Origin of the sequence: uncultured Metabacillus sp., assembly GCF_947503125.1 — a bacterium.
GTDB lineage: Bacteria > Bacillota > Bacilli > Bacillales > Bacillaceae > Metabacillus.
Map to the genome: position 1 here is coordinate 1 of NZ_CANNCR010000067.1, position 18,375 is coordinate 18,375.

General features: G+C 38.5%; 21 protein-coding genes and 1 pseudogene. 18 read left to right on the forward strand and 4 right to left on the reverse strand.

Annotated features, from left to right (window positions below):
* Positions 1-70 precede the first annotated feature (70 nt).
* From Q1B07_RS23175 to Q1B07_RS23200, 6 genes are all read left to right on the forward strand, one after another.
* Entirely contained in the window at positions 71-892 is an 822-nt protein-coding gene (locus Q1B07_RS23175) for a glycosyltransferase family 2 protein (RefSeq protein WP_299094442.1), read from the forward strand.
* Complete coding sequence (locus Q1B07_RS23180) at positions 889-1,560, forward strand: uracil-DNA glycosylase (protein WP_299094436.1); 672 nt, start codon at positions 889-891, stop codon at positions 1,558-1,560. Before Q1B07_RS23175 ends, Q1B07_RS23180 begins: the two co-directional genes overlap by 4 nt.
* Positions 1,561-1,656: 96 nt before the next feature.
* On the forward strand, positions 1,657-1,833 hold the full coding sequence (locus Q1B07_RS23185) for a uracil-DNA glycosylase (RefSeq protein ID WP_299094434.1): 177 nt from the start codon (positions 1,657-1,659) through the stop codon (positions 1,831-1,833).
* 14 nt (positions 1,834-1,847) lie between these two features.
* Positions 1,848-2,156, forward strand: a complete 309-nt coding sequence (locus Q1B07_RS23190) for a YwdI family protein (RefSeq protein WP_299094433.1) — start codon at positions 1,848-1,850, stop codon at positions 2,154-2,156.
* A gap of 85 nt (positions 2,157-2,241) precedes the next feature.
* Positions 2,242-2,541, forward strand: coding sequence for a hypothetical protein (locus tag Q1B07_RS23195; RefSeq protein WP_299094432.1), 300 nt, complete (start codon positions 2,242-2,244; stop codon positions 2,539-2,541).
* A gap of 168 nt (positions 2,542-2,709) precedes the next feature.
* Complete coding sequence (locus tag Q1B07_RS23200; RefSeq protein ID WP_299094431.1) at positions 2,710-3,081, forward strand: DUF423 domain-containing protein; 372 nt, start codon at positions 2,710-2,712, stop codon at positions 3,079-3,081.
* Positions 3,082-3,123: 42 nt separating this feature from the next.
* Here Q1B07_RS23200 and gerQ read toward each other — a convergent pair whose 3' ends face one another.
* Positions 3,124-3,579 carry a spore coat protein GerQ gene (gene gerQ, locus Q1B07_RS23205; RefSeq protein WP_366945271.1) on the reverse strand — a complete coding sequence of 152 codons (456 nt, stop codon included), beginning with the start codon at positions 3,577-3,579 and terminating at the stop codon, positions 3,124-3,126.
* 169 nt (positions 3,580-3,748) lie between these two features.
* Between gerQ and Q1B07_RS23210 the strand changes: the two genes are divergently transcribed.
* Positions 3,749-4,225 (forward strand): N-acetyltransferase, encoded by a 477-nt coding sequence (locus Q1B07_RS23210; RefSeq protein ID WP_299094430.1) that lies wholly within the window; start codon positions 3,749-3,751, stop codon positions 4,223-4,225.
* A 46-nt stretch (positions 4,226-4,271) separates the two neighbouring features.
* On the opposite strand, the gene hemQ is transcribed toward Q1B07_RS23210, so the two are convergent.
* Positions 4,272-5,024, reverse strand: a complete 753-nt coding sequence (hemQ, locus tag Q1B07_RS23215; protein ID WP_299094429.1) for a hydrogen peroxide-dependent heme synthase — start codon at positions 5,022-5,024, stop codon at positions 4,272-4,274.
* 314 nt (positions 5,025-5,338) lie between these two features.
* Here hemQ and pta point away from each other — a divergent pair, with 314 nt between their 5' ends.
* The 8 genes and pseudogenes from pta (at position 5,339) to Q1B07_RS23255 (ending at position 13,715) form a co-directional block, all read left to right on the forward strand.
* Positions 5,339-6,307, forward strand: a complete 969-nt coding sequence (gene pta / locus Q1B07_RS23220) for a phosphate acetyltransferase (RefSeq protein WP_299094428.1) — start codon at positions 5,339-5,341, stop codon at positions 6,305-6,307.
* Between the two features lie 430 nt (positions 6,308-6,737).
* Positions 6,738-7,526 (forward strand): endonuclease/exonuclease/phosphatase family protein, encoded by a 789-nt coding sequence (locus Q1B07_RS23225; protein ID WP_299094438.1) that lies wholly within the window; start codon positions 6,738-6,740, stop codon positions 7,524-7,526.
* 149 nt (positions 7,527-7,675) lie between these two features.
* Positions 7,676-8,530: a biotin/lipoate A/B protein ligase family protein gene (locus Q1B07_RS23230; protein ID WP_299094427.1), complete on the forward strand. Its 855-nt coding sequence runs from the start codon at positions 7,676-7,678 to the stop codon at positions 8,528-8,530.
* Positions 8,531-8,544: 14 nt separating this feature from the next.
* Entirely contained in the window at positions 8,545-9,240 is a 696-nt protein-coding gene (locus tag Q1B07_RS23235) for a copper homeostasis protein CutC (protein WP_299094426.1), read from the forward strand.
* Positions 9,241-9,662: 422 nt separating this feature from the next.
* Positions 9,663-10,721: a hypothetical protein gene (locus Q1B07_RS23240; RefSeq protein ID WP_299094425.1), complete on the forward strand. Its 1,059-nt coding sequence runs from the start codon at positions 9,663-9,665 to the stop codon at positions 10,719-10,721.
* Positions 10,670-11,152 (forward strand): annotated as a pseudogene (locus Q1B07_RS23245) (TIM barrel protein); the annotation flags it as partial. The gene Q1B07_RS23240 and the pseudogene Q1B07_RS23245, both read left to right, overlap by 52 nt.
* A 52-nt stretch (positions 11,153-11,204) precedes the next feature.
* The gene (locus Q1B07_RS23250; protein WP_299094424.1) at positions 11,205-12,581 is read left to right on the forward strand and encodes an alpha-L-fucosidase; all 1,377 of its coding nucleotides are present in this window, start codon (positions 11,205-11,207) and stop codon (positions 12,579-12,581) included.
* A 69-nt stretch (positions 12,582-12,650) separates the two neighbouring features.
* The gene (locus Q1B07_RS23255) at positions 12,651-13,715 is read left to right on the forward strand and encodes a Gfo/Idh/MocA family oxidoreductase (RefSeq protein ID WP_299094423.1); all 1,065 of its coding nucleotides are present in this window, start codon (positions 12,651-12,653) and stop codon (positions 13,713-13,715) included.
* A 109-nt stretch (positions 13,716-13,824) separates the two neighbouring features.
* On the opposite strand, the gene Q1B07_RS23260 is transcribed toward Q1B07_RS23255, so the two are convergent.
* Together Q1B07_RS23260 and Q1B07_RS23265 are read right to left on the reverse strand one after the other, a co-directional pair.
* Entirely contained in the window at positions 13,825-14,652 is an 828-nt protein-coding gene (locus Q1B07_RS23260) for an EcsC family protein (protein WP_299094421.1), read from the reverse strand.
* A gap of 308 nt (positions 14,653-14,960) precedes the next feature.
* Positions 14,961-15,710: an RsfA family transcriptional regulator gene (locus tag Q1B07_RS23265; RefSeq protein ID WP_299094420.1), complete on the reverse strand. Its 750-nt coding sequence runs from the start codon at positions 15,708-15,710 to the stop codon at positions 14,961-14,963.
* Between the two features lie 262 nt (positions 15,711-15,972).
* Between Q1B07_RS23265 and Q1B07_RS23270 the strand changes: the two genes are divergently transcribed.
* The 3 genes from Q1B07_RS23270 to Q1B07_RS23280 all read left to right on the forward strand — a co-directional run bounded on the left by Q1B07_RS23270 (position 15,973) and on the right by Q1B07_RS23280 (position 18,229).
* Positions 15,973-16,197: a DUF1450 domain-containing protein gene (locus tag Q1B07_RS23270; RefSeq protein WP_299094419.1), complete on the forward strand. Its 225-nt coding sequence runs from the start codon at positions 15,973-15,975 to the stop codon at positions 16,195-16,197.
* 174 nt (positions 16,198-16,371) lie between these two features.
* A complete protein-coding gene (locus Q1B07_RS23275) occupies positions 16,372-17,664 on the forward strand; it encodes an HD domain-containing protein (RefSeq protein WP_299094417.1) in 1,293 nt (430 codons plus the stop codon).
* 43 nt (positions 17,665-17,707) lie between these two features.
* Entirely contained in the window at positions 17,708-18,229 is a 522-nt protein-coding gene (locus tag Q1B07_RS23280) for a YwgA family protein (protein ID WP_299094415.1), read from the forward strand.
* The last annotated feature ends 146 nt before the right edge of the window (positions 18,230-18,375 follow it).

Consider the following 18,375-nt stretch of genomic DNA (forward strand, 5'->3'; position numbering starts at 1 on the left):
ACGCTCGAGGTACAAAACTTATTTCATTACGTTTTGTGCCTTGAGCGAAGCGAAAGGAATGGGTATAAAAATGAAAATATCGATTGTAATTGTAACCTACAATAGATTAATAGAACTTGCTGAGCTTCTTGAATCGATCTCCAACCAAACGGTGCCGCCACATGAAATTATTATTGTTAATGATGCAGGAACGAGCATTGTTCCATTAGTAGAACTTTATCAGGAATTGCCAATTAAGGCGATCGAGCTAGAGGATAATGTTAAGCATGTTCATGCGCGAAATATTGGTGTAAGAAATGTAACAGGTGATATTATCATGCTTTGTGATGATGATGATTATTTTACGGAGAGGCATATTGAACAGGTTCAAAAGGAGCTTGAAGAAGCTGATTTTGTTTATGCTGATGCGGAAATTGCCAGCTTTGAATTAAAGGGGGCAACCCGTTATCCTTTGGCGAGACGTCCATTTGCTTATAAGTATGACCTTGAGGAAATGAGAAAATTTTCGACCTATATTCCTTCAGGCAGTGCCTATAAAAAGGAGCTTCATGATCAAATTGGTTTATTTGACCCTGAAGTTCATAATTATTGGGACTGGGACTTTTTTCTGCGTGCTGCTCAGGTTTGCCGAGTAAAACGAATGCCTATAGCAAGTGTCATCTATGCTTTTTCTGAAACGGGAACGAATCAATCAGCAGATTTGAATGATAAGCGGAAGCAATTCCTAAGAAAACTATGTGACAAGCACCAGCTTGGTGATTTACCTATAAAAAATTTCTTTGTTCTCTTAGAGGAGCCTGAAATGAAGCGGCGTGAAGCGAAAACGAAAATTGTTTGGAACGGACAGCCTCTTCGTTCACGATTAGTGGAACCAAAGGAGGTAATCGGATGAAGCAATTACTACATTCTGATTGGACTGAAGTATTAAAGAGTGAATTTGAGAAGCCATATTTTCAAAAGCTAACCCAATATTTACATGAGGAATATAGGCAAGGAACTGTTTTTCCAAAATGGGAAAATATGTTTGAGGCATTAAATAAAACGCCATATGATTCAGTAAAAGCTGTTATACTTGGACAAGACCCTTACCATGGTGACGGACAGGCACATGGACTAAGTTTTTCCGTGCAGCCGGATGTTAAGCAGCCGCCATCATTACGAAATATTTTTATCGAGCTTCAGGAGGATCTCGGCTGTCAGCCTCCGTCAAACGGTTCCTTACTAAAATGGGCGCATGAAGGGGTGCTGCTGTTAAATACTGTTCTAACTGTAAGGAAAGGAACGGCTAATTCCCATAAAGGCAAGGGCTGGGAGCTTTTCACCGATGAAGTCATCAAACAGTTAAATCAACGGGAACAGCCAATTGTGTTTATTTTGTGGGGAAGACACGCAGGAGAGAAGAAGAAATTCATCACATCGTCCCAGCATTTCATTATTGAATCGCCACACCCAAGTCCATTTTCAGCAAGAAAAGGGTTTTTTGGCAGCAAACCATTTTCAAAAACAAACGATTATTTAAAACAAAGTCATATTAAAGAAATTAATTGGTGTTTAAATTAGGCTCTTTTCTAAAAAATTGTTGTCCTAAACCTTGTTCAATAGCTTACGAAAACAGCCTTAAATTAAGTATCAGCCTTATAAAAGGAGTTAAAACTAGTGAAAGAACAAGCTGTAAATTGTATAAAGTGCAGACATTTTTGTATTACATGGGATCCTGCATTTCCCAATGGCTGCCGTGCATATGGATTTAAATCAGCAAGCAGACCGGCAATGATGGTAAAAAAATCATCAGGAATCACATGCTTGAAGTATGAACCAAAGGCGAGCAAGTAAACGGAGGTTTTTTAGTGAATATACATGTATCAAAGCTCCTTGGAAAAATGGAGGAGGAGCTGGTAAAAGCAAAAAATTCAGAAACTGATAAAGAATTAAGGGAAAAGCTTGTCGTCATCCGCTCTCTATGTGAAATTATCTTAGAAGATGATACGTCTAATAGCTCATTACGTATACCTTCACCAAAAACAAATGAAATTAACCCTGCAGAGCTGCAAAAAATGATGGGAAATTATTCAACAACTGCAAACCAACAATCTGGCATATCCTCCTCACGTTACAAGGAAGAGGATGCAAATGGAGATTCCCTGTTTGATTTTTAACAATCGGTAGTTCCAAAGAAATCCATCATATTCTAACCTAATCAGGACACAATGAATAGTAACAATTTAATTGGAGGTTAAGAATATGACTTACGATGACTTATTTGGGATGGGGAGAACAAGGTTTAATATGGGGATTTATAATGGTCCCTCACCTACTCAATTATCACATGATCGATATGATGTCTATGTAAATCAAGATTTCATTGGTCAGAAATATTTGCTGACCGCACAGGAATCTGTACAGGATATTGACGATTTTTTAATGAATGAAGGCTACAGCCAATTTCAATCCTATTTGGATGGCGATCATTATTATATAAACACAGTAAAAAATGAACAAGACATTGCAAATGTGTTGAAGGTTTACTTACAAAACCGTTAAGGCTGTCTCAAAAGTGCCAGACTCCTCAAAATTACACCATTGAGGAGTCTGATTTTTTTAGAGTCTTTTAGTTGCTAAATCGTCAATATTTTACTCCATTTTCAAGTTGAAAACATGTGATAGTAGGGTAAGATGAAAGAGGAAGAAATAAGGGAGGTATGGAACAAGATGAAGCTTTTTCTTATTTTAGGAGCCATTAACGGATTTTTAGCTGTAGCGTTGGGGGCCTTTGGGGCACATGGATTAGAGGGGAAAATCCCAGAAAAGTACATAAAAACATGGCAGACCGGAGTAACCTATCAAATGTTTCATGCAGGTGGTTTGTTTGTCGTTGCCTTTTTATTAGACAAATTGACAAATGTCGGATTACTATCAACAGCAGGTTGGTTGTTTTTAATTGGAATTATCCTTTTCTCAGGAAGCTTGTATATCTTAAGTGTGACACAAATTAGTGTTTTAGGAGCAATAACTCCTTTAGGCGGTCTTGCCTTTCTTGGTGGATGGCTGCTTTTAGGCTATGTCGCGATCCGATATCTATAACTAATACAAGAGGCTGGCTGAATTTGAGCCAGCCTTCATATGTTATCTTGGAGGATACGAAACTAAGCCTTGAATATCATAATTCAGCTCTTCATCGAATGTTATATAATCTAAGTACACCATTAATAATAAATAACGCATACCTGTTTGTGGGTCACTGAGAATGATGTGATCACGGCCAGCTGCTTCGATTACCCCTTTAAAGATCTTCGCATTCCATTCACGGTTGTTTTCAAATGTCATATAAACTGTCGCTACTTTTCCGCGATTCAAACGCAAAATGTTTTCAATATATGATTCTTCCATTGGCAGCATCCCAGGTATTTGCTGTGACGGTGTTTGTTGTTGTGGGAATGGCGGAACTTGCATTTGCATTCCGAATTGCTGTCCGCTTTGGGCAGGAAATGGGTATGTAGGATATGGCTGATATCCTCCACCCTGAAACATCGGCATTTGCTGACCTGCTTGCACTCCTTGTACTCCCGGCATTCCTTGCATATCAAAACCATAAGGCTGTGCTTGAACTTTTTTAGCCATACATTAACCCTCCTCACAAGATGGTAGAAAAATCGAAAGGGATTTCTACAATCATTCTTTGCTCATTCATAGGTATGTATGGGATAAACAACTTATGACTTTTAACGAAAAAATAACAAGGAGAGAAAAGATGCAAATCATCACATTTGAAGCAATAACAGGGACGAAGCTGAGTATTGTCAAAGAAATTGTTGACTCAAATAAATGTTATAACCTATTAGAAAATGGAAGGGGAACACGCTCTTTGGAAGAATTAAAGGGTGAATTTCTAAATTCATCGACCCAAAGTGTATTTATTAAATGTGGCAGCAGCTATATTGGCGTTATTGATTTTTTAGATAACAATCCAAAGGATGGTTTTCCTTGGATAGGTTTGCTTATGATTCATAAAGACTTTCAGGGAAAAGGCTATGCCAAGCAAGCATATAAAGAATATGAAAAGAAACTGCTGCTTAATGGGATATCAGCGATTCGACTTGGGGTATTAATCGGAAATGAGCGAGCAAAAAACTTTTGGGAATCAATGGGCTTTGTTTATGTTGAAACAAAGGCATACAAAGAAAAAAGAGAAGTAGTAGTTTACGAGAAAGTGTTTTCCAAAAGATAAAAAACTGACTCGGAGGCTTTCTGAGTCAGTTTGTGTTTTCGTATCATTACTTCACATGAAAAAAGGAATAGAGTTTTGAAGAGCTTAACAGATGGCCTACAAAGAATGAACCAAATTCTCCATAGCGTGCACTGACCTCGTCGAAGCGCATTTCATAGACAAGCTTTTTGAACTGAAGCACATCGTCAGAGAAAAGTGTGACTCCCCATTCATAATCGTCAAAGCCGACAGAGCCTGTAATAATTTGCTTCACTTTACCAGCATAGGAGCGGCCGATAAGTCCATGACTCTTCATTAATTGACGGCGTTCCTCCATAGAAAGAGAATACCAATTATCATTACCTTGACGTCGTTTATCCATTGGATAGAAGCATGAGTATTTCGCTTGCGGCAGTTTTGGATACAATCTTGCACGAACATGCGGATTTTGGTATGGATCCTCATTGCTTTCGCCAGCTAAATAATTGCTAAGCTCAACCACAGAAACATACGAATATGAAGGGATTGTAAATTCAGCAAGCTTCGTTTTGTTAAACTCTAGCTCAATTTCGTTAAGCTCCTCCATTGTCGGACGCAAAATCATCAACATGAAATCGGCTTTTTGTCCAACAATCGAATAAAGAGTATGGCTGCCTTGCTCAGCATCCTCTGCCTTCTCCCACTTTTCCATCAGCCCTAAAAATTCATGGATAGCAGCTTGACGTTCATCACTTGTTAAAAGCTTCCATGCTGACCAATCGATCGTACGGAAATCATGCAAACAATACCAGCCATCTAATGTTTGTGCTGCTTCATTCATTTATTTTCACTCCTATTTTAAATTCACTATGTACACACTTTTAACTATATCATAGTTTGTCCATCCGACCATGTGAATAAAACTTGAAATTTATCGTGAGGAATACAGTGCTTTATAAAAACGAAGAGAAAAAGAATATGGTCAAATTTTAGAGGGAACCTATTGTATAGTCCTATTAACTTTTTTGTTTATTTTGAAATTAAAGACTTTTCAGTTGTAAGCGTTATTAAATGTTTTGGGAGGTTTGAATTTAGGGATAAGTAGAGTATTCTAGTTTGTGGACAGTATTTTTTTGAGAATCAAGGAGGGTTTTTATGTCAGATTTATTTGCGACATTAAAGGAAAAAGTGAGCGGACAACAAATTAAAATTGTTTTTCCAGAAGGGTTAGATGACCGAATTTTAACAGCTGTTAATCGTCTTGCTGGTGAAGGTGTTCTGCAGCCAATCCTTATTGGAAACGAGCAAGAGGTACAAAAGAAAGCCAATGAGTTAAACTTAACATTGGACGGTGTTGAGATCTATGATCCAGCTAACTATTCAGAAATGGACGAGCTTGTCGCGTCATTTGTTGAAAGACGGAAAGGGAAAGCAACGGAAGAGGATGCTCGTAAAATTTTGTTAGATGAAAATTATTTCGGTACGATGCTAGTCCATGTCGGTAAAGCACATGGTCTTGTTAGCGGTGCGGCACATTCTACAGCTGATACTGTACGTCCGGCGTTGCAAATTATTAAAACAAAGGAAGGAATTAAAAAGACTTCCGGCGTTTTCATCATGGTTCGCGGTGATGAGAAATATGTATTTGCTGATTGTGCGATCAATATTGCCCCAGATAGCCAAGATCTTGCGGAAATCGCTGTTGCGAGTGCGGAAACAGCAAAAATGTTCGGTATTGAACCACGAGTTGCTTTGCTAAGCTTTTCAACAAAGGGCTCCGCAAAGTCACCTGAAACCGAAAAAGTGGCAGATGCCGTCCAGATCGCAAAAGAGCTTGATCCAAGCTTAACATTGGATGGAGAGTTTCAATTTGATGCAGCATTTGTTCCTTCTGTTGCTGAAAAGAAGGCACCTGTTTCTGTTCTGAAAGGTGATGCAAATGTATTTGTATTCCCAAGTCTTGAAGCTGGAAATATCGGCTACAAAATTGCTCAGCGTTTAGGAAATTTTGAAGCAGTAGGTCCTATCCTTCAAGGCTTAAATAAACCGGTTAATGATTTATCACGCGGTTGTAATGCTGAGGATGTTTATAAATTAGCGTTAATTACTGCTGCTCAAGCGTAATAGAGGGAAGCTTCGATTTTTTTAATCGGGGCTTTTTTTAAAGTTTAATAAAGTATAAAATTTTGTACTTAGTTTTAGTGTCTAGCTCCAGGCGCCATCGGCTCGAGGTCGTAAGTCAAATAGGAATTGAAGGTAAAGAACACCTTCTATTCCTATTCGCCTTATGCTTGTCGCCGAATGCTTAGCGCCTTGCGCTTTTCTTATTCCAATCTTAACCGGCAGTACAACTCCCATTGATAGTAGTCTCACTTATATAAAGGTTGTCAAATTCGACATAAAATGGAAAAGATACAAATTTTAAATTTGGTTTATTGTTCTTACAATTAAGATAAGAATAAAAGCTCAATTAAGGATTTATCTCAGTCATTAGGAAAACCTCATAGCTTAAACTTTTTAAGGTGGTGAGTTTCAAAAAAAAGGAGGGGTGAAAATGAATGTTAAAGTTATGACATTTAATTTACGTGTTGATAGTCCAACTGATCATAATAATGTATGGTCTAACAGGGTTGACAAGGTTGCTGAAATGATTGTAAAACACGATCCTATTATCTTTGGAATTCAGGAAGGGTTATATTATATGTTAACTCAGCTTGAAGAACGTCTTCACTGCTATCATTGGCTTGGCCAAGGCCGTGATGGAGGGAATAATGGTGAATTTTCAGCAATTTTTTATAAAAAAGATATTGTATCGCTTATTGAAGAAGGACAATTTTGGTTGTCCGAAAATCCAGATGAACCGGGCAGTAAAAGTTGGGGAGCAGCTTGTCCGCGCGTTTGTACATGGGGTCATTTTAAATTTCTACAAGAATCTGAAAAGGAATTTTCTTTTTATAATACTCATCTGGATCATATTAGCCAGGAAGCAAGGGAAAAAGGAATTCAGATGATTTGGGATAAAATAAAAACCCACCGTCAAAAAAAGAAAAGAACTGTGTTTTTAACAGGTGATTTGAATGCACTACCTGAAAACAATGTCATAAAGTTTTTACAGGCTAAAGAAGAGATGGTTGATTCTTATAGCATATTAAAAGGCGAGGCAGGACCTACTTTTCATAGTTTTTCAGGTGGAACAAAGGGCTATCCAATTGACTACATATTTGTCACAAAAGACGTTCACTTACAGAACATCATTGTTGATAGAAGCAAGGTAAATGGTGGTTTTCCTTCCGACCACTATCCTGTTATTCTAATGTCTTCTATTATTAGAAATAAGAGTTAAGGACTTTGATAGAGTAAAATGTAAGAAAGAAAGGGACCGGAATCAGAAAAAAACATAGTCTTACTTGCTAAATTAAGCAATTTACTTTCAAAACTTCAATAATGCTATAATAAAAAAGCTAATAACGATTTATTAAGGGAGTACATAGTATGAACCTTTCATCAAAAGCCTCATTAATCAAGCAACCTGAGTGGCGGATTATTGATCAATCCAGTCTTGGTCCGCAATTCGATGCCAAGCATTCATTTGCAATTGATGATACATTGTGCGCAAGTGTTGGGAAGCATGAATCACAGGCAACTGTACGGACTTGGGTGCATCATAATACGATTGTCCTTGGGATTCAAGATACAAAGCTGCCTTATTTAGAGGATGGCCTGCAGTTTTTGAAAAGCATGGGCTATCATGTCATTGTAAGAAACTCTGGCGGACTAGCCGTCGTTTTGGATAAAGATGTCCTGAATATTTCACTTATCTTCCCAGATCAAGAAAAAGGGATCGATATTAATCGCGGGTATGATGCAATGCTTGACTTGATTAGATATATGCTGGGGGATAATGGAAAGAAAATCGAAGCACGTGAGATTGTGGGATCCTATTGTCCTGGAAGCTATGATCTAAGTATAAATGGCAAAAAATTTGCCGGCATTTCACAGCGGAGGCTTCGCGGCGGAATTGCGGTGCAAATCTACCTATGTGTATCTGGCAGCGGCGGGGAGCGTGCTGACTTGATCCGCCAATTTTATGAGCTTTCTTTAAAGAATGAACAAACGAAGTTTATTTATCCGAAGATAAACCCTGACACAATGGCATCTTTAAGTGATTTGCTGCAAATCGATTTGACCGTTGAAAAGCTTCTGTTTGAGCTATTAACAGCTTTAAAGGATCATAGTCACAAACTACTGCCATCGTCATTAACGGTGGAGGAACAGCTGCTATTCCAGCAAAACTTAGTAAGAATGATTGATAGAAATGAAAAAGTTTTCTCTAAAAATCGTGATTAATTGAGGGATAAAAAATGAGCAAAATGGAAGTAATAGTATTAAATGAGCGCGATGCCAAAATGGCTGAAGCGTATGGAGCGGATCGGCTTGAATTGGTTTCGGCCATTGGTGAAGGCGGATTAACCCCGAGCTATGGGGTAATTAAAAGAATTGTCAATTGTGTCAATATTCCTGTTATGGTAATGATTCGACCTCACAGCCATTCCTTTGTTTATCAGAAGGAAGAATGGGAGGCAATAAGAGAGGATATTAAAATTGTCCGAGAATTAGGAGCAGCTGGAATTGTATTCGGAGCATTAACTGAAGAGGGATCGGTGGATTTCTCCATCCTTGAAATGGCAGTAAAAGAAGCGGGCAGCATGTCGATTACCTTTCATCGTGCCATTGATGAATCACAGCCACTAGAAATTTATAAATCCCTATGCAATTCACTTCTTAAGATCAATCAAGTCTTAACCTCTGGCGGAAAGCCTAACGTAATGGAAGGGTTAAATACATTGCGCAATTTGGTAGAGGACTCTGTGAATGGTCCTGAAAAACCGGTTATAATGCCTGGTTCGGGACTTGATATAAACAATATTGAGTTTATTCATGAAACACTGCAGGCTCCATACTATCATTTTGGCTCAGGGGTCCGAACCAATGGGGATTTTCGTCATTCAATTAATGGTAATATCCTTCAAAAGATAAAAGAGATCGTCGGTGGCTAAGCTTAATATGGAAATGTAAGGCTCTATTGAAAAATATAATGATGTTGAATCTTTTTTAATCGGTATTCCAATCACAAGATTATGAAATTCTTGTGATTTTTTTGTTTAGAAGGTAAAAATCCCTTACTTAGAAAAGGGCATATATTGGGTTTGTTGCTACTATGAATTTCATATGTAAAGGTTTACATATTGCTGATTAATTTACATATTTACAGTTTAAGATATGGAAAGATATGATAGGCAGGAACTATTTAGAACTTCCTGTGTCAAACCGGATGTACATGTACCCGTTGTTGAGCTTTTTGTTACATAGTCGCTGTAACTAGTTTTCGAGAATTTATTATAGTGCCAAATGAAAATCTGTAAGGGTGAATTCTGCCTATTAAAAGAATACATTTTAAAAAAGATGGGGGATATTTTTTATGGGTAACATCATTATTTTCTATGATTCTAGATTTCCAATAGATGGCCAAAGACCGAACAGATCATTTTTTGAAAGCTTTAGTAATGAAATAATCGTTGCAGATGCTCTTTCTTTAGAGGAAGTGTTAGCAAATAGTGAAGTGGATTGTTTTATTAATATGCATGGCCCCTATTTCCCAAAAAGTGCCTGGGATGCGATATATCGCCATATGGAAAGTGGTAAAGGATTTGTACACATTGGAGGTATTCCGTTTCGGATTCTGTGTTATATGACGAATGGCAATTGGGAAAGGGAGCGTGTACAAACGGCTTACCATCAGCAATTAAATATTCATGAGGCTTTGCATGTTAAATCCGAACCGATTGCTTCTTTGCAGCATAATAAGGATATTCCTGTGTTCTCTGGTAAAGAGGATCTATTTCCAATTGAGGATACCTGCAATTTTGTGCTGCATGTAACAAAATCCAGCGCAATTGAGTCTGAAATGGGTTCAGTAGGTCCGATGGATGCACGGATATATCCGTTGCTTAAAGGCGTTTCAAAGAGCGGGCGTGAGGTAGCTGCCCCTAGTGTCTTAATTGAGAATACGAAAGGGAAATTCACCGGAGGACGCTGGCTCTTCATTAATCAGAAGGTTAATGAACAATTTTGGACAGAAAAAGGCGCAAAGGCTATCGAGGAATTAGCTTTGTTTGCAACAAATGGAGTAACAGAAATGTGGCTGAAAACAAACTATGCCACGTATGATGAAGGGGAACGTCCAAAAGTAACCTATCAATTACAGTCGTTTAAAAACGTGGTTACAGAATGGACATTAACTTTTACTGTTACAAAAAATAAAGAGACAATCTTTTCTAAAACAGAAGCAGTAAATGCATCCCAACAATTGAATGCCCTTTCATTTGTATTGCCTATAGATATTATGCCAGGATTGTATGAGCTAACATGCCATGCTGCATCAAGTACTGGTGAAACTAGAATTCTTCATCAAGGTTTCTGGGGAATATTATTGAAGGAAGCCGCCGCATCGCCGACTATGCAGCAGAATTTGGAATAACAACGACGATTGAAAATCATGGGGTAGCTGTCCAGCATAGTGATCGTGTCCAGCGCGTACTGCATGCAGTGAACAGACCTAACTTTAAAACGACATTGGATGTAGGCAATTTCATGTGTGTCGATGAAAATCCGATTGTAGGTGTGAAGAAGAACCTCCCATATGCATCACTTGTTCATTTTAAGGACTTTTACTTCCGCCCTTACTATAACGATCCCGGTGCAGGAAAATGGTTTAAAACGTCTAACGGGAACTTTCTAAGAGGGGCAATTGTTGGACAAGGTGATATTGAAATAAGAGAAATAGTAAAACTGATTAAAGATTCCGGCTATGACGGATATGTAACATTAGAATTTGAAGGAATGGAAGAATGCAGAGAAGCATGCAAAATTGGAATGGATAATCTAAGACGTTTCTGGGAGGAAGCTTAATTCCTAAATCTTGAGATAATCATAGAAAATAAATTTGAATGGGGATGGGAGTATGACGGCAGAAACGAAAGACCAGGATGTAAATCATGGTGTCCATAATTACAGTGCGGAAGAGAAATGGGTGAAACCGGAAGACCCGGTGTTATTAGAACGTTTGGAATGGTTTAAAGACCAAAAATTAGCCTTGATGATGCACTGGGGGCCATATTCTCAGCTTGGTGTTGTAGAATCATGGGCTCTAAGTGATAAAGACAGTGATTGGTCCCGTACAGGTATTGACTGGGAGGAAGATGGCGAAGAATTTAAGCGGCAATATTTCAATTTAAATAAAACCTTTAACCCTGTTCGATTTCAACCAGAAGTTTGGGCTGACTTAGCCGAAGAAGGTGGTTTTAAATATTTGATTTTCACGACGAAGCATCATGATGGCTTTAGTATGTGGGATACGAAAGAGACGGATTATCGTATTACTTCATCAGAATGTCCTTTTCACAGTCATAAGTATGCTGATATATGCAAACATGTTTTTAATGCTTTTCGCAAAAAGGGCTTGGGTATTGCAGCATATTTTTCTAAGGCAGATTGGCATACACCTTACTATTGGGCACCCGGCATGGCCCGGGGCAGGGAGATGTGGCGCGGTCCGTCATATGATCCAGATGAATACCCATGGTTGTGGGATAAGTTTGTGAACTTTACCCATAATCAAATAATGGAGCTAATGTCCAAATATGGTCCAATTGACGTATTGTGGTTAGATGCAGGATGGGTTGGCAAAGGAAAACAGGACATCCGCCTCGGAGAAGTGGTGGAAAGAGCCCGTGAAATACAGCCCTGGTTACTAACAGCTGACCGTACGATAGGGGGAGAGTTTGAAAACTATATAACTCCTGAACAAACGATTCCTGACACTCCGATGAATGTGCCATGGGAAAGCTGTATCACAATGGGAACCTCTTTTTCCTTCAGATATGAGGATACGTATAAGTCTACTCGAGAAATTGTTCATACGTTGATCGAAATTGTATCTAAAGGTGGGAATCTTGCTTTAAATGTGGCACCACAACCTGATGGTCGCTTACCTGAAGGGGCCATTAAAAGAATGAAAGAGCTTGGAGCTTGGTTGAAGGTTTACGGTGAAGCCGTTTATGGTACACGCATTTGTGCACCTTATTTCAAAGAAGGTTTCGCTTTTACAAGAAAAGGTGAAACGGCATACTGTTTCCGATTGTATCAAAGCGAAGATCAACGTTATAAAGATGAAACTGTTTACATTCCATATACTGAAAAGGTTTTTCGGATCGATATGCTTGATGGTGAAGAAAATCTTGAATTTAGCCAAACAGAAGAGGGACTATTTGTAAGTATGCCAAGAGTGACGGCAAAGGAAGAAAATACTCCAATTGCTCATGTATTTAGGTTAACTTAGTCAGAGATTTTGATACATGAAGGGCAAAACGGAATAATTTTGGAAGAAGTTTAGAAGGAGTTTACAAATATGGAGAAAATAAAAGTCGGTGTAATTGGCGCAGGTTCTATTTCTGAAATGCATTTTGAATCCTATAAAAATAATCATGATGTTGAAATCTATTCTGTTTGTGATAGGAATGAACAAAGAGCACAAGAAAAAGCCGAGAAATATGGTGCCAAAAAATATTATAAAAGTTATCAGGATTTACTAGCAGATTCAGAGGTTGATGCGGTCAGCATTTGTACATGGAATAACTCGCATGCGGAAATTTCAATTGCTGCCTTACGTGCAGGGAAGCACGTTTTAGTTGAGAAGCCATTATGTAAAACTGTTGAAGAAGCATACGCAATAGAAAGAGCCGTTAAGGAGAATGGCGGAAAAGTGCTTCAAGTAGGGTTCGTTCGCCGTTTCGGGACAAATACACAAGTACTAAAGAATTTCATTGATTCAGGAGATCTCGGTGAAATTTACTATGCAAAGGCATCCTGCATCAGGGAATTAGGAAATCCAGGAGGATGGTTTGCTGATAAGGAAAGATCAGGTGGGGGACCATTAATTGATCTTGGTGTTCACGTAATAGACCTGTGCTGGTATTTAATGGGGAAACCGAAAGTCAAATCAATCAGCGGAAACACATACAACAAATTAGGCAACCGCTCAAATATTAAAAACAAATCCTTCTACAAAGCAGCGGATTATGATCCTGACAAGAATACGGTTGAAGACTTAGCCAATGCCATCATCAGATTTGAAAATGGTGCATCTTTAATGGTCGATGTAAGTTTCACTCTCCATGCTAAGGAGGATTCGATCGCAGTTAGCGTGTTTGGAGATAAAGGCGGAGCAGAAATTGAACCTAATCTTCAAATTGTTACGGAAAAACATAATACGATTATTAATTGTACTCCACAAATTGATTCATTATCATTTGACTTTCATAAAGGATTACAAAATGAAATTGATCATTTTGTATCATGCATCAAAAAAGAGACGGAAACAATCAGCCCTGTTCAAGATGGTATGGAAATGATGAAAATCTTGGCAGGGATTTATGAATCGAGCGAAAAAGCGACAGAGATACACTTCGATTAGTAGGTAATTGTGAATAGAAAAGTGCACGAAGGACTTTATAAAGATATTGACTTATAAAGTTGCAAAAAACCGGTGGCCCTTAAGTGGGGATACCGGTTTTTGACATAGCTCAAAGCTCGGAACTGTATTTTTCCGCTGTCTCCAATCTATCAAGAATTCTCCTTTTCCGATAAAGCATCATGCCGGTCTCTGCCAGATCATGAATCATCGATCGATTGGTGATCGCACCAAAGACCATCCCTGCGATCGGCACCATTTGCAGAAGTTTTTTCCAGCCGAATTGATCACGGTACGTATAAACAACCTCACGCCAGCCTTGGAGCTGGGAAATCATTTCATTCTTTGTCATGTGATCGCGATGATAAAAGGTAGATAATTCATTTAAAATGGCTTGTTTCCCCACAACGTCAGCCGAGGAAAACTGAAGGCATTTTACAATGAAAATTCGCTCATTACGGTCTTTCGGGTCATAGCCATATGCGATCGCGATTTCCTGAAGTGTTTTTAACGATAGTCCGAGCAGAACGGGAATATCAACGGCCAATGTGAAAATGCCGCCTACCCCTGTTGTAGCCCCTTGAATGGTGGCCAGCTGGCTTCGGTTTGTCTTTAATTCCTCGCTTACCTCATCCATCGCCGCTAACGGCAGGGTAGAAACATCGGATAACGCAATGTCTTCACGCTTCGCATGTTTTTCCAGCTTCGCTAAAATGACCTTTTCCTGTGTTAAGTATTGTCCTCCTGTTTGCACGAAAGCCCCCAGCTCATCTAGCAAGGTACCGATTTTCTTTTGGATAAAAGCAGGTGTAACTTTATCTAAAAGCTTAAAAGGAAGTCGTCCAAGTCTTTCCCAAAACCAAAGTCCTTTTTGATCCTGCTCCCATTTTTCAATAGACTGCAGCTCAGTTTGTAGCCATTCTCTCGTTTCCAACGTCATACCAACCTTTTTTCTTTTATTTTTTCCAACTATTGGGTAGTTAAATGCTATGATGGTTGTCTTACCCCTTACATTATGATACAGTTTTTATTACGTTTTTAGTGGTGAAGAAGTTCCAGTATCATTAATTTTTTTATTATTATCATACCTCTAATTTTTAGGGCATTAAATTTTAGAAAAACTTGGCTTAACGTCAAGTCCTAATGGCGAATGCCTTAGTTTTTTGTACTATCATCCATAAAATCTAACAATTTCTGGTGTACAAAAAAGACGCGAGAACTTTCTCGCGTCTTTGTAAGGGTTATCTTTTATTCAGCCAACTTCTCTAAATTCCCATTGCGGTCCATTTTAAAAGTTGTTGCTGTTGAGCGGTCATCTTCATCGAATAATACTAGTTTTCTTGCGCGGTTCATGATTTTCATTAATGTTTCATAGTCTTCTTGGACTGTAACTGTATCCTGCTCAAGTCTCTCAACCTTTTTCTTCAATTCTTCGTTTTGCGAAATGAGCTCTTCATTTTCACGCTTTAATCGTTTATTCTCACTTATAAGAGCTTCTGAATACTCATTATTTGATTTGTAAGAATGTAAGAAAGCAATGACTTGATCCATTGTGATTTTGTTTGATGATCCAGCTGGTTGATTTACAGTTGGTTTAGGTGCTGATTTAGGTAAGTTTGCTTTTACATCTTCATCAGCAGGCATAACCTCTGCCATATGACTCTCTAAAGCTGACATCATCGTAAGCTCTTCTTGTTCATCCGCATCAATAGAAGGAACATCAGGAGAATAAAGAAGCTGTTTCTTCACTGGCTGGCCTTTGCCAAGAGCTCTCATACGTTGCTTACGTTGCTTTTTAGCAAGCTGTAAGGCTTTCTCATAATCATGGCGGACAACAGCATTCCAACGGAATCCACATGCTGCAGAGGTACGGTTTAACTTATCGCCCACCTCTTCAAAGGCATTTAATTGTGTGCTGCCCTCGCGCACATGTCTTAAAACAGTTTCTGCTAGTAATAAATCATTCTCTTCAGACCAAGCATCTTGTCTTTGTTTCATTTTTTCCAACTCCCTGTGTAAATAGATAATATAACTAGTTGATTGTTAATTATGATGGACAATTTTGCGGTATTTTATACAATTTTCTTAAGAGGATAGTAGACTTTTTATGGAATTTTTAGATTCTACTAGTAAGGAAAAACAAACCAATGCTGTAAAATGGCACCTAGTTGTTCTTGTACTTGCATTGAGGTTGGATAAGCGGTAAAATACCTTTTAGTGTAAACGGAAGATCGGATAGCAGAAAGGGTTGTAAATGAAGATGGCAAATGAATTTAGAATTTGTGACGACTGCCAAGCAACAAATATAAAAACGCTAGTGCCGCGTTTGAAAAAAATAGATTCAGAAGCTGTGATTGATATTGCCTGCCAATCTTACTGTGGTCCAGGAAGAAAAAAATCATTTGCATTTGTCAATAATCGTCCAGTTTCAGCATTAACCGAAGATGAGCTCATTGAAAAAATTGAAAAGAAATTAAAAAAATAACATCACCCTTGTTCACTTAAACAGCGGTGATTTTTTATTGGAAAAAGTCAGGAGATTTTGGCTGTAAATGTCGTCTTGAAATCGATATAATAGAAGACAACATAGAGAAAAGCATGACTTATTCTACTTACTTAACTTTTGAAATAGACAAGTCTGAACGGAAGAGGGAAGACAATGAAAAACGGAAAGTTGTCTGAGGAAAAGGTTTTTAAAGATCCTGTTCATCGCTATATACATGTTCGCGATAAACTGATTTGGGATCTAATTGGAACGAAGGAATTTCAGCGGCTGAGAAGAATTCGGCAGCTGGGAACGACCTACTTAACCTTTCATGGTGCCGAGCATAGCCGATTTAATCATTCATTAGGTGTGTACGAAATTGTGCGCAGGATTGTTGATGATGTGTTTAAGGGATGTCCAGAGTGGAATGATGATGAAAGACTATTATGTCTTTGTGCGGCTTTGCTGCATGACCTTGGGCATGGTCCGTTTTCCCATTCATTTGAAAAGGTGTTCCATCTTGATCATGAGGATTTCACCCAAGCGATTATTTTAGGAGATACCGAGGTTAACGCTGTATTAAAACAAAATGGGGCTGATTTTCCTAAAAAGGTTACCGAAGTTATTGCAAAAACGTATGAGAATAAGCAGGTTGTTAGTTTAATATCCAGCCAGATTGATGCAGATCGCATGGATTACCTGCAGCGGGATGCTTATTATACTGGAGTAAGCTATGGACATTTTGACATGGAACGGATTTTGCGCGTGATGCGTCCTCGTGAGGATCAGGTAGTTATAAAAAGCAGCGGCATGCATGCGGTTGAAGATTATATTATGAGCCGCTATCAAATGTATTGGCAGGTTTATTTTCACCCTGTTACAAGAAGCGCTGAAGTGATTTTGACGAAAATTCTCCACAGAGCAAAACAGCTACATAAGGAATATTACACCTTTAAGCATAATCCTATTCATTTTTATTCCATGTTTGAAGACGAACTCACATTAGAAGACTATTTGAAATTAGATGAATCTGTTATTTTGTATTATTTTCAGGCATGGCAGGAGGAGCAGGATCCGATATTAAGTGACCTTTGCAGCCGGTTTATGAATCGCAAGCTGTTTAAATATGTTGAATTTAATCCAAATGTCCAGATGATGACATTGATTGAGCTGACAGCCTTATTTAAGAAGGCGGGGATTGATCCTGAATATTATTTAGTCGTGGATTCTTCTTCAGATCTTCCTTATGATTTCTATCGCCCAGGTGAAGAGGAAGAACGATTACCGATCCATCTGCTTATGTCGAACGGAGATATTAAGGAACTCTCAAGGCAATCGGAAATTGTTGATGCCATTTCAGGAAAAAGAAGAACTGATCATAAGTTATATTTTCCGCTGGATTTAGTTGAAGATTTTTCTACGAAGCGAACGGTAAAAAAGAAAATTCTTGAGCTTTTAAAACTTTAACAAAGATGATTAGAGAAAAAGAAAGTTAGGAGATGACGGGGCATTGATGAAGGAACATGCAAAGCTGATGAAGGTTATTTCGTCAGCTGGGGAAATCATTGGTCGGAAAAAGCTGCAAAAGATGATTTATATTGCGAAAAAGATTGATCTTCCTTTCTATGAAAAATATAATTTCCACTTTTACGGTCCGTACTCAGAGGAGCTGACACTTCGGATTGAAGAGCTTTGCAATCTCGGGTTTATTAATGAAATTCATGAAAAAAAGGGCGGGTATTTTCAATATCGCTATTCATTAACCGAAACAGGCAGTGAATTTTTAGGTCATTATGATTTGGACATGCCGCCGCTAAAGGGCTGTATTCTCGACCTAAATGAACAAAGCTCACGGTTTTTAGAGCTTGTTTCCACAGTTCTTTACTTTGAGGGATTAGGGCAGGAAGAGGTAAAAGAAAAGGTCTTTACCTTAAAGAGCAAGCAGCGGTATACGGAAGAAGAAGTTCTTGAGGCGTATCGCTATATCGATAAAATAAGAGGGTTAGTAAAAGAAGAGCTCGCCGAACAATAAGGGGCGAGCTTTGTTTGCTTAATGTTTAATAAGTTTCAGACACAAGGCGCTTCTGCTTTTTTATTGTCCAGGAAATTATAAAATTCATTGAACTGTGGATAAGCACTGCGACATCCAGCTCCAGCGCCTATCGCCTAACAAACTTC

Coding starts and splice junctions, on each gene's coding strand:
- Q1B07_RS23175 (WP_299094442.1), top strand. CDS start 71: ATGAAAATATCGATTGTAATTGTAACCTACAATAGATTAATAGAACTT.
- Q1B07_RS23180 (WP_299094436.1), top strand. CDS start 889: ATGAAGCAATTACTACATTCTGATTGGACTGAAGTATTAAAGAGTGAA.
- Q1B07_RS23195 (WP_299094432.1), top strand. CDS start 2,242: ATGACTTACGATGACTTATTTGGGATGGGGAGAACAAGGTTTAATATG.
- Q1B07_RS23200 (WP_299094431.1), top strand. CDS start 2,710: ATGAAGCTTTTTCTTATTTTAGGAGCCATTAACGGATTTTTAGCTGTA.
- gerQ (WP_366945271.1), bottom strand. CDS start 3,579: ATGCAAGGAATGCCGGGAGTACAAGGAGTGCAAGCAGGTCAGCAAATG.
- Q1B07_RS23210 (WP_299094430.1), top strand. CDS start 3,749: ATGCAAATCATCACATTTGAAGCAATAACAGGGACGAAGCTGAGTATT.
- hemQ (WP_299094429.1), bottom strand. CDS start 5,024: ATGAATGAAGCAGCACAAACATTAGATGGCTGGTATTGTTTGCATGAT.
- pta (WP_299094428.1), top strand. CDS start 5,339: ATGTCAGATTTATTTGCGACATTAAAGGAAAAAGTGAGCGGACAACAA.
- Q1B07_RS23225 (WP_299094438.1), top strand. CDS start 6,738: ATGAATGTTAAAGTTATGACATTTAATTTACGTGTTGATAGTCCAACT.
- Q1B07_RS23230 (WP_299094427.1), top strand. CDS start 7,676: ATGAACCTTTCATCAAAAGCCTCATTAATCAAGCAACCTGAGTGGCGG.
- Q1B07_RS23235 (WP_299094426.1), top strand. CDS start 8,545: ATGAGCAAAATGGAAGTAATAGTATTAAATGAGCGCGATGCCAAAATG.
- Q1B07_RS23240 (WP_299094425.1), top strand. CDS start 9,663: ATGGGTAACATCATTATTTTCTATGATTCTAGATTTCCAATAGATGGC.
- Q1B07_RS23250 (WP_299094424.1), top strand. CDS start 11,205: ATGACGGCAGAAACGAAAGACCAGGATGTAAATCATGGTGTCCATAAT.
- Q1B07_RS23255 (WP_299094423.1), top strand. CDS start 12,651: ATGGAGAAAATAAAAGTCGGTGTAATTGGCGCAGGTTCTATTTCTGAA.
- Q1B07_RS23260 (WP_299094421.1), bottom strand. CDS start 14,652: ATGACGTTGGAAACGAGAGAATGGCTACAAACTGAGCTGCAGTCTATT.
- Q1B07_RS23265 (WP_299094420.1), bottom strand. CDS start 15,710: ATGAAACAAAGACAAGATGCTTGGTCTGAAGAGAATGATTTATTACTA.
- Q1B07_RS23270 (WP_299094419.1), top strand. CDS start 15,973: ATGGCAAATGAATTTAGAATTTGTGACGACTGCCAAGCAACAAATATA.
- Q1B07_RS23275 (WP_299094417.1), top strand. CDS start 16,372: ATGAAAAACGGAAAGTTGTCTGAGGAAAAGGTTTTTAAAGATCCTGTT.